This window comes from Pedobacter sp. AW31-3R (assembly GCF_052180285.1).
GTDB lineage: Bacteria > Bacteroidota > Bacteroidia > Sphingobacteriales > Sphingobacteriaceae > Pedobacter.
In genome coordinates this window covers 5,136,594-5,149,292 of sequence record NZ_CP197475.1, presented here as the reverse complement: position 1 = coordinate 5,149,292, position 12,699 = coordinate 5,136,594, and the positions used below count along the sequence as shown (strand labels likewise).

Below are 12,699 nucleotides of genomic sequence, written 5' to 3'. Positions count from 1 at the left end.
AGCATTAGATTTATATGTTTACAGGTATTATTGAGACCATGGGAACTGTTTCCCAGCTTAAAGAAGAAGGGACAAACCTTCACATTACAATTGCTTCCAGTTTAACAGCTGAGTTGAAAATTGATCAGAGTATTGCACATAATGGTGTGTGTTTAACGGTAGTCTCCCTCAATGAGGATTCCTATACGGTTACGGCCATTGAAGAAACATTGCAAAAAACCAACCTTCAGTATTTAACCGTCGGCGCTAACATTAATCTGGAGAGGTGTATGCAGATGAACGGACGTCTGGATGGCCATATTGTTCAGGGGCATGTGGACCAGACGGCGGTATGTGTACTGAAAAAAGAATTGGATGGCAGCTGGGAATACAGGTTTAAATACGACGGATCGAAAGGAAATGTTACGGTAGAAAAAGGCTCGGTTTGTGTCAATGGCATCAGTCTGACCGTAGTGAATTCTGCTGCGGACGAGTTCTCGGTATTTATCATTCCTTATACCCATGAGCATACCAACCTGAAGGATGTGGATGAAGGCGACGCGGTGAACCTGGAGTTTGATATCATCGGAAAGTATGTGGCACGCCTCGTATCTACCGGTTATACCGGCTAATTTTTGGCAAGGTAATTGGTTCTTTATTATTGAATATCATTTTAAAAAATTAAAAATCAATAATATGGATACTTTAAAGAAGTTTGAATTGATGGAAAAGATTGTAAGAGAATTAGAAGACTTACAACACTCACAGCAGGCAATTATTCAGAAGATAGGAAAAATTGAAGTAGATAATATTGAACTGAGCGATAAAAAATTAGACAAAGACTTGCCTGATATGCACCAGAGGGTAGCAGACAACCTGGATACGATTGTGGGTATACTTGAATATTTTGCTGATAAGACGCAGAATTTTGGTAATAAAAATAATGTTGATTCCCTAAAGGAACAACAAATCATAAATGAAGCTAAAGCACACTAGTTTTTTATTTTGAAGAGCCTCCTGTTAAAGGAGCCTCTTCTATTTCCCTTGACGGTATCTTTAAACAAAACTTTGTGCCGGCACCGACTCTGCTCTCTACCTGAATATTTCCATGGTTTCTTTCCATAAAATCCCTGCAGACCATTAAACCCAGGCCTGTACCTTTTTCATTCTGTGTACCCCGGCTGGAAATATGTTCTCCTTTAAACAGCCTCCTGACCATTTCGTCGGCGATACCTACGCCATTATCTTTGATACAGATATCTACATAGTCTTTCGTAACTCCATGAATAAAAATATCTATCCGGCATCCTTCACTACAGAATTTAATGGCGTTTGTAATGAGGTTCCGTATGACAATCTGCATCATGAGCATATCTGCAAAAGCAGGTAAATGTGTAGGGATGTCCTGCACGACTTCTATTTTTTTAAGTACAGCGGCAGGTAAATGATAGTTGACTTCATTGGTGATCAGTGTTTTTAGGTCAAAGATCTCCTTATTTATGCTGTAGCCATTGAGCTGGCTCCGGGACCAGTGCAGGATATTTTCAAGCAGGTCGGTGGTATAAGCAATGTCCTTGGTTAAGGTAGGTGACAAGGCCTTAAACTCATCCAGGGTGATCATATTGCTGTTAATCATTTTCAATACCTCAGAAATATTCAGCAGGGGACCTCTCAGGTCATGTGCCATGATAGAAAAAATCCTGTCCTTTAAAGCATTCAGTTTTTGCAGTTCATCTGCCTGTTGTTTTGATTTGACCGCTTCTTTTTTCAGGTCCGTTAAATCCTGAAGTTTAATAATGGTTGCGCTGCGATTGGGTAGTTTTGGGCTAATCAGCCTGATATCTGCCTCCAGTTCGCATAACCCGTCTTTGGTGCGGACAAATAAAATATGTTTGCCGCTATAGTGTTTCTCTACCAGCTGAAGAAGTACAGGTTGGTCTGGAAATACCTCATCCAGTTTTTTGCCAATGATTTTATCGGAAAATACATGGGCATTGTATTTTATAAAGGCACTGTTAAAGTCTATAATCCGGTGATGGTAGTCGAGCACAATAAACCCATCCTGCATGAGTTCGAGAATCTTTTTTCTGGCTACAGGAAGAATGTCAAAAAGTTTAAACCTGTATATCGCTATGAATACCAGTGTGGTCGTCAGCAGGAAAGCGAAGGGAGTGAGGTCTAGATGATCGAGGGGTTTCAGGCCAATCTTATAGCAAAAATTAGCTATCCAGGGAATGAAAGCTGCTATGAGAATGATATAATTCTGTCTCCTGTAGGTCGCATCAGAGTTTTTAAATTTTATAATCAGCAAATAGCTGCCAATCGCATAAATGACGTAAAAATATACCGTAAACACATGGAAGGTCAGGGCAGGGGTAATTGCCAGCATGGGGAAAACACCACCATCGTCTACACTCAGGTTTTTATAATAGATATGGTGCAGATCATTTGTACAGACCAGCAGAAAGGTAACCACAGGTACGGCAATGATAAGCAACTTGTGGTTAAGCTTCTGGAACCAGTCTCTTTTTTCTACCACATCCAGACAAAACCGGAACCAGGCGACTGGCAGAGCGCTGATTCCTGCATATTGGAGGATAACAAAGAGTTTCATCTGCGGTAGCTGGGTGCTTGCCAGTTCAGCTCCGTAAGCAAGTGACCAGATCGCGGTCGACAGCATCATAAAACCCACCCAGCGTACCGAGCCTTTTTCATTCTTCAGAATATAAAAAGACAACAACATGGCAATACTGCCAAAGAATACTAGCGAGAGTGCATAAATATTAAAAACAAAGTTCATTTGGATAGCTGAAAGGCCTGATTATTGTGCAAAGTAAAATTAATGGATTGTGGTTGACGAATTTAGGCTGATGTTGGCATGATACAGATCAAAATTATGTTTATTTTTATCAAGAAAATATATAAACAGGGACAAATATAAAACAAACTTAATAAAACAACTATGAAAAAAATAATTCTGTCAATAGCTTTTATGTGTCTGTGTGTCACGGCATTTGGCCAGATTCTTCCAACTTTTCAGTTGGGTATCAAAGGAGGGGCTAACCTTTCTAAATTCAGTACAGAGAATACCTTTAGCAGTGAGAATAAAGCAGGTTACTATGCTGGTCTTTGGGCAAGGATTGGTGGTGCCGGTGTACACTTTCAACCGGAGCTTTACCTTTCCGGTAAAAATACTTCCCTGGAATCGAGAGAGGGTGGTATTGACGATGTAAAATTCACCAGTCTTGATGTGCCATTATTGATTGGAACCAAAATTGGAGCTGCAGGGATTGGTGTGAGATTCAATACAGGTCCGGTTGTCTCTTTCCTGCTGGATAAAGAACAATCTATCGGAGATGCAGCCGGTAATGCCGTTCGTGGAAGATTTAAGGACCAGGTATATGCATGGCAGTTTGGTGCCGGACTTGATGTCGGTAGTGTAGGGATTGACCTGCGTTATGAAAGAGGGCTTTCAAAAATTGGTAAAGATGGCTACAATGATACCAAATTAAACCTGTTCACGCTTGGATTGGCATTTAAACTGTTTTAGCATTTTATTTCAAAAAAAAATCAATAAAGGGGTAACTTTAAGTAGTTTACCCCTTTTATTTTGGCTTTATATTTGATATATTAGTCTTCCTAACCCCAAACTGTATGATTATGAATGTAAAAGAATTGTTATTGAACGGAAATAGCTTCTTAACGCTATTGAAACAGTATGCAGTAGACATTGCTGATGTAAAAATTAAAGATGAGGAACTGATTGTTGACCAGTTTTTACAACACCCGCAGGTTTCAAAGGAAAGTATCTGTATCGAAGGAAAAAATAAAGATGGAAACATCAACTTTTTTGGTACCCTTCATTACAACCTTCTCAATAAACTTGCTGTATTTGAAGTGCAGGGTTTTGAGCAGACTGCCGTAGTCAACTAACGGTTATGTCGTTTTCAGTATTTCTTTTATCTCATACGTGAATGCGCCCTTAATTGGGCGTATTGGCGTTTCTTTGGCATCACTCAGCACTTTTACGAAGCAGGCACCAAAGTAAAAGATAAAGGAAGAATAAAATACAAAAAGCATAATTAAAACAATGGAGCCTGATGCGCCATATATATTCCCGATATTGCTTAAGGGTAAGGCGATACGGAGAATATATTTTCCCAGGGTGAACAATACCCCTGTCAATATTCCTCCCCTCACCGAAGCTTTCCATGTTGGTCTGCCATTGGTAAGGAATCTGAACAATACGCTGAACCAGGTGGTGACGATCAGGATAAATAAAATCTGGTTCAGGATACTTAAAAATACTCTTCCAAATGTAGGTGCGGCTGTATTCAGGTAGGTACTGATAAAGGCTTGGATACTGTCTGTCAGCAGTCCCACAAAAAATAATAAACCAGCCAGCAGGATAATGACCATTGATCTGGCCCTGATCTTTAATTTAAACAGAAAAGTGGAGTGTTCTTTTATGCCAATGGACCAGATCTGATCCATGGAATTCTTGATTACGGTAAATAGGGTAGTGGCTACAAAAATAAAGAAGACAAAACTGATTAAGGTTGCATACCACTGATGGTCCATCCCACGGATATTCCTTAAGGTTTGCCTGATTTGTTGTGTACTGCTGTCGTCCAGAATACCAGACAAGCGTTCGAATATGCCAGTTACAATGATTTTTCTGTCTACAAAAAAGCCAAATAGCCTGATCAGTATCAATAAAATTGGTGGTAAGGCGAAATTGGTAAAGAAAGCCGTCGCTCCTGCGAGTCTCAATGGATCATTTTTTTTAAAAAGCCTGAAAGCCTTTCTAAAATGTCTTGAAAATATAAAAACGTTCTTTCCTATGGTACCCAGCATGCTTTTCTGATTGCAGATCACAACGAAAGTACTTAAAAAAAATCAATCTGAAGTCATCTGTTGAAAAGCCGGCCGCTTTTGGGGAGGCCGGCTTTCCGGAGTTAGGGTTGTATATGGAGCAGTTTTATAAATTGCCCCTTAATTCCTGCTCACGTTCGAGCGACTCAAATAAGGCTTTGAAATTTCCTGCACCAAAAGATTGTGCGCCTTTGCGCTGGATAATTTCAAAAAATAAAGTAGGCCTGTCCTGTACCGGTTTGGTAAAAATCTGCAGCAAATATCCTTCTTCATCATAATCTACCAGAATCCCCAACTGTTCCAGTGGAGCAATATCTTCATCAATCTTACCTACCCGGTCCAGCAAGGTCTCATAATATGCCTTTGGCGGTGCACTCAGGAATTCTACGCCACGCGCTTTCATCGCGGTTACTGTGGCTATAATATCATGTGTGGCCACGGCGATGTGTTGTACCCCTTCCCCTTCGTAAAATTCCAGGTACTCTTCAATCTGCGATTTCTTCTTTCCTTCTGCAGGCTCATTGATGGGAAATTTTACATAACCGTTTTTATTGCTCATTACCTTGCTCATCAAAGCAGAGTATTCGGTATTGATTTGTTTGTCATCAAAAGAAAGGATGTTCCTGAAGCCCATCACCTCTTCATACCATTGTACAGCTTCATTCATCCTGTTCCAGCCCACATTGCCCACACAGTGGTCAATATACAAAAGGCCTGTACTTTCCGGTTCATAACCACCTTCCACGGCAATATATCCAGGCATAAATGCGCCGGAATAGTTTTTTCGCTCTACAAAAAGATGAACGGTTTCGCCATAGGTGTAAATACCCGCTGTACGCACTTCCCCAAATTCATCGGTGAGGGTTTGTGGTTCCTGATAAGAACGCGCACCGCGTTTCAGGGTTTCTTCATAGGAAATATAGGCATCGTCCACCCATAAGGCCAGGATTTTTACGCCATCGCCATGTTTTTTGATATGTTCCATGATCGGGCTGTCAGACTTCAGCGGACTGGTCAGGATCAGCCTTATCTTTCCCTGTTGCAGTACATAGGAAGCACGGTCCCTCAAACCGGTCTCCGGCCCGGCATAGGCTACAGTCCTGAAGCCAAAGGCAGTTTTATAAAAATGAGCGGATTGTTTGGCATTGCCTACATAGAATTCAACGTGGTCTGTACCATTTAAAGGAAGGAAATCCTTTATTGCGGTGTCTTTTTCTACGAATGATGTTTGCATGTGTTTTTTATTTTATTTGGTTAGAATATTCTTTTATGATTACCTGATTTTCAATAGATATAGGCTGCAGGATTTTGCAGTTTAGAGGAATGGACATGATATGGGCTTATTCAATATTGATCTGCCAGCTTTTATGGTAACTTTCATCTTCAATGCCCACCGCATAATCCGTAAGCATCAGCGGACGGAAGGGATCTATCATCACGGCCAGTTCGGCAGTCTCTTCTTTGCCGATTGATTTCTCTACCGTACCGGGGTGTGGTCCATGGGGTATCCCACCAGGATGCAGGGTGATCTGTCCTTTGACCACACTTTTTCTGCTCATGAAATCGCCATCCACATAATAAAGCACTTCGTCACTATCTACATTGCTGTGGTTATAAGGCGCAGGAATGGATAGCGGATGGTAATCATATTTCCGCGGTACAAAAGAACAGATCACAAAATTGTGGCCTTCAAAAGTCTGATGTACCGGAGGTGGTTGGTGTAGACGTCCCGTAATGGGCTCAAAGTCGTGGATAGAGAATGCCCATGGATAGTGGAAGCCGTCCCAGCCAATAAAATCGAATGGATGTGTGCCGTAGGTATACGGATAAATTAATCCTTGTTTCTTAATCAGGACCTTGAAATCGCCGAACTCATCTATCGTTTCCAGGTCTTCGGGACGCCTGATATCACGTTCACAATAAGGGGAGTGTTCCATCAGCTGCCCGTATTCATTGCGGTACCGTTTAGGGCTGCGGATAGGGCTGAAGCTTTCCACGATAAAAAGCCTGTTCTGCTCATTATTGAATTCCAGCTGGTAAATGGTACCTCGTGGAATCACGAGGTAATCCCCATAGGCGAACTTTATTTTTCCGAATCCGGTTTTTAATGTACCGGAGCCTTCATGGATAAAAATCACTTCATCTGCCTGGCTGTTCTTATAGAAATAGCCGGTCATGGACTGGCCTGGGGCAGCAAGTGAAATGTGCAAATCGCTGTTTACCAGCACAGGTTTCCTGCTTTCCAGGTAATCATCCTCCGGGGCAATCTTAAATCCGATCAAAGAGGTATGCCGCAGGTGTTTCTCCCTGGCAATTTTTGGCTCTACACTATAGGGCTCTCCAAGGGATTTAACAATAGTTGGCGGGTGGCAGTGGTAGACAAGAGAATACAGACTTGAAAAGCCTTCCGTAGAGACAAGTTCCTCAGCATAAAGTTCACCATCAGGTTTTCTGAAAACCGTATGTCTTTTTGCGGGAACAGTTCCTAATTTGTGATAAATAGGCATAACTGTTGAATTATATTTGGTTAGAAAAGGGCAGTGGTACAAGTTAGAAAACGGGACACGTTTCTTAATCAGCTTAAAGGATAAGGCTTATACGAAGGAATATTGTGCAAAAATGAGCTTGGAGAGCATCGCATACCGGAAGGAAGCCAAAACCTGGCTTGCAATAAGGGACTGATATTTTACTTTGCTGTTTGTCATTGTTGCAGCGACTAATCTAAGGATATTATTACAGGTTTTCAAATTTTGACCATATATTCTTTGGTGATCTAGGCTTTAAAGAACAAGCACGCACTATATTGTTTAAATTTTCTAGATTTGTCAGGTTAAGCAAATAACCAATCTTATCACCAAATATAAACCAGATCAACCAATGAAGCTAGTTTCCTACAAAACAGAAGATAGAGAACATTTGGGTGTTTTCGTAAACGGACATATCTATAACCTGCATTCCTGTGACAAGCTGTTGCCGAATGACATGAAATCCTTTCTGGAAGATGCAGAAGTATTCATGGAACGGGCCCTGGCCATCGATGCCAAAATAAAAGCGGGAGAGATGATGCCAAAAGAAGAAGCCTTTTATGAAGTGATTGCCCCTGTTCCGCATCCGAGCTCATGCCGGGATGGTTACGCTTTCCGCCAGCATGTGGCTGCAGCAAGACGTAACAGAAAGGTAGAGATGATTGCTGAATTCGATCAGTACCCTATTTTCTATTTCACAAACCACAATGCCATTCAGGGACCCGGAGAAATTGAATGTATGCCCGATCATTTTGAAAAACTTGATTTTGAGCTGGAAGTGGCTATTGTGATCGGTAAAAAAGGAAGAAACATTACTGCTGCGGAAGCCGATGCCTATATCGCCGGATACATGATCATGAACGATATGAGTGCAAGGACCTTACAGATGGAAGAAATGCTGCTGAACCTTGGTCCGGCAAAAGGAAAGGATTTTTCTACTGTCATTGGTCCCTGGCTGGTGACACCAGATGAGCTGGAAGAATACAGGATAGCACCTAAAGCCGGACATACGGGTAATACCTATAACCTGAAAATGACCTGTTCCGTAAACGGGCTGGAAGTCTCTTCAGGGAATATGGCAGATATGGACTGGACATTTGCTGAAATTGTTGAGCGTTGTGCTTATGGAGCTGATATCCTTCCCGGTGATGTGATCGGGTCTGGTACAGTAGGTACCGGCTGCTTCCTTGAATTAAATGGCACAGGTTTACTTCATGATGCTCATTATCAGCCGCAGTGGCTTCAGGATGGGGATGTGGTGGAGATGGAAATCACGGGATTGGGACGCCTGAGCAATACCATTCGTAAGGCGGATACGCAATTTTCCATTTTAGCGCTGAAAAAATAATGCTGACTATAAAAACTTCAGATTTGAGTCCGGCGCAATTGCAGAACTATTTACAGTATGCCATTGCGCCGCGGCCAATATGTTTCGCCACGACCATTGATCAGGCCGGGAACATCAATTTAAGCCCTTTCAGCTTTTTCAATATGTTTAGTACCAATCCGCCGCTGTGCATCTTTTCACCAGCAAGGAGGGTACGCGATAATACCACTAAACATACCCTGGAAAATATACTGGAAGTGAAGGAATGTGTCATCAACATCGTGAATTACGACATGGTGCAGCAAACCAGCCTGGCCAGTACAGAATATGCAAAAGGGATCAATGAATTTGATAAAGCAGGATTTACCATGCTGCCTTCAGTGCTGGTCAAGCCACCACGTGTGGCCGAAGCACCGGTACAGCTGGAATGTTTGGTGACAGAGGTGATCCATCTGGGAGAAAATCCCGGTGCAGGAAATCTTATTCTTGCTGAAATAAAACTGATCCATATCAGGGAAGATATTCTTGATGAAGAGGGAAAGATCGACCAGGAAAAGATAGATCTGGTTGCCCGTCTGGGGGGCGACTGGTATTGCAGGGTAACACCTGAAAGTCTGTTTAAGGTGGCCAAGCCTTTAGTGACCATGGGTATCGGCGTGGATGCATTGCCAAGAGATGTGAGAAACTCCTATGTCCTGAGCGGTAATGATCTGGGCATGCTCGGAAATATAGAACGTATGCCTAGTGAAGAAGAAATTGACCTGATGAGAGGTCATGCATTGGTCAAAGAAGTTTTCGATGCCACTATTGGAGATGCGAACAACAGGCAGCGTGAATTACATGAGCTGGCAAAAGACATGCTGAGCCGCGGATTGGTTATTGAAGCGTTGAAGGTTGTACTGCTGGAAACCTATTGATTTATAGTTTACTCCTGATTTACAGCATACTCACCGCTTTCATGAAACGGCTCTTGTAGTAGGGGTTTAATGTGGTTAAGGTAACGCCATTGGCTTTACCTGAAGAAGAATGGATAAACTGAATCGTGTCCCCTTTAATGGCGGCAACAATACCCACATGTCCTGCTCTGCGGACTCTCCTGTTGGATCCTGTAAAAACAAGCACGTCGCCTATTTTAACATTTTCCAGTTTCACTGGTGTACCTGATACAATAAATTCTGAAGAAGAACGGGGAGCTGAGATGCCGAAATTTTTAAAAACATAACTTACAAAACCCGAGCAATCAAATCCTATAGAGGGGTTACTGCTTGCATAGCGGTAAGGAATGCCGATCATGGTCTTGGCGAAGCTGATCAGATTTGTGCCGGGATCTTTCTCAGAGATATCTTTTGAGAGTTTTTGAAGCAGGTCCTTGTATTTCTGTGGTACGGTCTGTGATTTTACAGTGGAAAAAAACAGGAGGGTAAAGCAGCATAAAAGCAGTGATTTCTTCATATACAGTCTTAAGGGTACACAATATAATTAGCAAGGTATAAAAAAATATTATTATGGCGTAGTAACTGCCACAGGAATTATTTTTCCATTAAAATATTTATGTCCGGTACGGGCGAAGTCGGCCACATATTTTCCCATTTCAAAAGCCATAACAGGCGATTGGTAACCTGGAAATGCCTGTTCCAGCATTTCTGTCTGTGCAGAACCCAGGGCAAGGCAATTCACCTTGATTCCTGTGGCAGACAATTCAAAAGCCAGGCATTCGGTTAACGTATGCAGGGCGGCTTTGCTGGAGGAATAGGCAGCAAGACCCGGGAATTTCACACTTCCCTGAAAACCACCCATGCTGCCGATATTCACAATATGACTGCCGCTGTTCATCAGCGGCAGTAAATGTTGTATCATATTAAAGTGTCCCACCACATTGCTTTCCAGCATTTGAGCCAGGTCGGCCGCTGTGGTTTCCAGAAAAGGTTTATTGATCAGTGTGCCGGCATTATTGATCAGGATATCGACAAATCCTAATCTTTGCTGCAGGAAGGGCACCAATGCCGCATAATCATCATTCACAATATCGAACTCCACAGGGAGCAGGGTACAGTCCGGATTAATGCCCCGGGCAATCTCCAGTAGTTTTCTCAGCTTGTCTGCCGATCTGGCGATACAAACGACTTTATTTTCAGTGTGTAATGTAAATTCCAATGCGGCTTCAAAACCGATTCCACTGCTTGCTCCTGTAAGTACAATATTCATATTTAATCTTCTGTTGTCATCAACTGTGAAACGGGGTTGGCAATGACATGCAATCCGTCCTCAATCAGTTTTTTATGTTCTGGCTCATTTGCTGTTTTCATCTCCAGATAAATTCTTATTTCTTTTTCAAGTGCCGGATTTTGTTGGGTATGGTTAACGATTTCGAGTATTTCCATCGCAGCCAGCCAATCCTGACGGTAACTGGTTCTTAAAACATCAAAGAGATCCGGTAATGCTGCATATCCTTCTCCACTTTCCCTAATCTGGCGAACAGTCTGATACACCTGGTGCAGGGCCTCGGTCTTCTGGTCATAGGTCATCCTTTCCGTTGTCTTGGTGCTCATTGGTGGAATTTCCTCATAAGCTTCTTTATCGGCCGCTCCGTTAAAGACAGATACAATTTTTTCCCCTATAGCCATATCATATGTTCCCCATTCCGGCTGGAACAGGATATTGCCATTACTTTCTTTCACTGTACAATTCTCAAATGCAATCAGGATAAGCTTATCCCCATGATAGCCGATTTTTCTCACTTTTCCGGTCACAAAAATACCACTTTCAAATTGCAATCGGGCAATATGTCCCTCTTCTATATCATGATCTTTTAAAAGATCAGGGATGAAATCTTCCAGTGGCAGGGCACAGCCTTTCAATTTACCTACCGGTGAAGAGAAGCCATCCTTATGATACAGCTTACCGTGGCCTTTTAACTGCCTGCCTTCTACTGCCAGTGCCGAAGGCCCCGTGGTTTTAATGAAAGTCAGTTCATCATCTGTATCAATACCCATATCACTGAATACCCCTGTTACCTGCAGGCCTGAGCTGTACACCGCTGTAGCCGTATTGTTGCATTCAATCGCTTTCATGATACTTTCCTGTCCACCCTTTCTGAAAGCCATCGTATCTGCATACTGTTCCAGTACATGGATCAGGTTCTGGAAAGTTTCCGTAACAAAAAGTTGTGGTTGTGTTTTGGTAATATCGTAAGCATAATTCAGGGTATCTATGGTATAAGGGATTTTTTCCACCGTATCCATCATACAGCTGGCACTTTCACCGATGGAAGAAAGGAGTCCTGCCCCATATATTTTCGGGTCATCAAGACTGCCGATTAATCCATATTCCACTGTCCACCAGTGCAGCCGGCTAAGCAATGCCATTTCAGAAGGTTCACCAAGGTTGTCTGAGATATATTGCAGGTGTTGCTCTGCTTTTATAATTTCATATTCAGGGACATCCACAGCTTCTTTCAAGATAGACAGTGTGCGGATGGCTTCATACAGCTCGAAATCTTTCGCTGAAAACATGGCTTTTGCACCTATAGAACCAAAATAACTCAGATAATTGTTATAATCCATATCTGCAATGATAGGGGCATGGCCGGCAGATTCATGGATGATATCTGGTGCGGGGGTATAGGCAATGTGGTTAATCTGGCGGATATCTGCTGCAATCACGAGCACACGGTATGCCTGGTATTCCATAAATGCTGCAGGCGGGATAAAGCCATCGACCGTTACTGCTCCCCAGCCCAGTTTGCCGAGATTGTCATTCATCGTTTGCAGATCAGGGATGTATTCTATACTTAAACCTGCACGTTGTAATCCTTTGATATAGGGATAATAGGCTACATCTTTCAGGTAGCTGTAATTCTGGCGCATCACATAACGCCATACGGCCTGATCTACCGGTGTGTATTTTTCATAGTGCTGTTCTACAATAAATTGCCTCAAATGTTTGGGCAAATTCCGCACCTGCGGATTGTTGAAATCATTAAAATCACTCATC

General features: G+C 42.4%; 13 protein-coding genes. 6 read left to right on the top strand and 7 right to left on the bottom strand.

What is annotated here, in order from left to right; translation table 11 throughout:
* Positions 1-14: 14 nt before the first annotated feature.
* Together ACSBL2_RS21130 and ACSBL2_RS21125 are read left to right on the top strand one after the other, a co-directional pair.
* A complete protein-coding gene (locus ACSBL2_RS21130) occupies positions 15-611 on the top strand; it encodes a riboflavin synthase (RefSeq protein WP_442588547.1) in 597 nt (198 codons plus the stop codon).
* 64 nt (positions 612-675) lie between these two features.
* Entirely contained in the window at positions 676-975 is a 300-nt protein-coding gene (locus ACSBL2_RS21125) for a hypothetical protein (protein WP_442588546.1), read from the top strand.
* 4 nt (positions 976-979) lie between these two features.
* Here ACSBL2_RS21125 and ACSBL2_RS21120 read toward each other — a convergent pair whose 3' ends face one another.
* Positions 980-2,779, bottom strand: a complete 1,800-nt coding sequence (locus tag ACSBL2_RS21120) for a histidine kinase N-terminal 7TM domain-containing protein (RefSeq protein WP_442588545.1) — start codon at positions 2,777-2,779, stop codon at positions 980-982.
* 162 nt (positions 2,780-2,941) lie between these two features.
* On the opposite strand from ACSBL2_RS21120, the gene ACSBL2_RS21115 reads away from it, so the two are divergent.
* Both ACSBL2_RS21115 and ACSBL2_RS21110 read left to right on the top strand, forming a co-directional pair.
* Positions 2,942-3,529: a porin family protein gene (locus ACSBL2_RS21115; protein ID WP_442588544.1), complete on the top strand. Its 588-nt coding sequence runs from the start codon at positions 2,942-2,944 to the stop codon at positions 3,527-3,529.
* 110 nt (positions 3,530-3,639) lie between these two features.
* Entirely contained in the window at positions 3,640-3,912 is a 273-nt protein-coding gene (locus tag ACSBL2_RS21110) for a hypothetical protein (RefSeq protein WP_442588543.1), read from the top strand.
* 3 nt (positions 3,913-3,915) lie between these two features.
* Here ACSBL2_RS21110 and ACSBL2_RS21105 read toward each other — a convergent pair whose 3' ends face one another.
* From ACSBL2_RS21105 to ACSBL2_RS21095, 3 genes are all read right to left on the bottom strand, one after another.
* Entirely contained in the window at positions 3,916-4,752 is an 837-nt protein-coding gene (locus tag ACSBL2_RS21105) for a YihY/virulence factor BrkB family protein (protein ID WP_442588542.1), read from the bottom strand.
* Between the two features lie 208 nt (positions 4,753-4,960).
* The gene (gene hppD / locus ACSBL2_RS21100) at positions 4,961-6,088 is read right to left on the bottom strand and encodes a 4-hydroxyphenylpyruvate dioxygenase (protein ID WP_442588541.1); all 1,128 of its coding nucleotides are present in this window, start codon (positions 6,086-6,088) and stop codon (positions 4,961-4,963) included.
* A gap of 106 nt (positions 6,089-6,194) precedes the next feature.
* Positions 6,195-7,361, bottom strand: coding sequence for a homogentisate 1,2-dioxygenase (locus tag ACSBL2_RS21095; protein ID WP_442588540.1), 1,167 nt, complete (start codon positions 7,359-7,361; stop codon positions 6,195-6,197).
* Between the two features lie 370 nt (positions 7,362-7,731).
* Here ACSBL2_RS21095 and ACSBL2_RS21090 point away from each other — a divergent pair, with 370 nt between their 5' ends.
* On the top strand, positions 7,732-8,727 hold the full coding sequence (locus ACSBL2_RS21090) for a fumarylacetoacetate hydrolase family protein (protein WP_442588539.1): 996 nt from the start codon (positions 7,732-7,734) through the stop codon (positions 8,725-8,727).
* Positions 8,727-9,623, top strand: coding sequence for a flavin reductase family protein (locus ACSBL2_RS21085; protein WP_442588538.1), 897 nt, complete (start codon positions 8,727-8,729; stop codon positions 9,621-9,623). Before ACSBL2_RS21090 ends, ACSBL2_RS21085 begins: the two co-directional genes overlap by 1 nt.
* A 19-nt stretch (positions 9,624-9,642) precedes the next feature.
* On the opposite strand, the gene ACSBL2_RS21080 is transcribed toward ACSBL2_RS21085, so the two are convergent.
* Genes ACSBL2_RS21080 through ACSBL2_RS21070 form a run of 3 tightly spaced genes read right to left on the bottom strand, consistent with a single transcriptional unit; the run spans position 9,643 to position 12,698 of the window.
* Positions 9,643-10,158: a C40 family peptidase gene (locus tag ACSBL2_RS21080; protein ID WP_442588537.1), complete on the bottom strand. Its 516-nt coding sequence runs from the start codon at positions 10,156-10,158 to the stop codon at positions 9,643-9,645.
* Positions 10,159-10,209: 51 nt separating this feature from the next.
* Complete coding sequence (locus ACSBL2_RS21075; RefSeq protein ID WP_442588536.1) at positions 10,210-10,911, bottom strand: SDR family NAD(P)-dependent oxidoreductase; 702 nt, start codon at positions 10,909-10,911, stop codon at positions 10,210-10,212.
* 2 nt (positions 10,912-10,913) lie between these two features.
* On the bottom strand, positions 10,914-12,698 hold the full coding sequence (locus ACSBL2_RS21070; protein ID WP_442588535.1) for an aromatic amino acid hydroxylase: 1,785 nt from the start codon (positions 12,696-12,698) through the stop codon (positions 10,914-10,916).
* Position 12,699 lies beyond the last annotated feature (1 nt).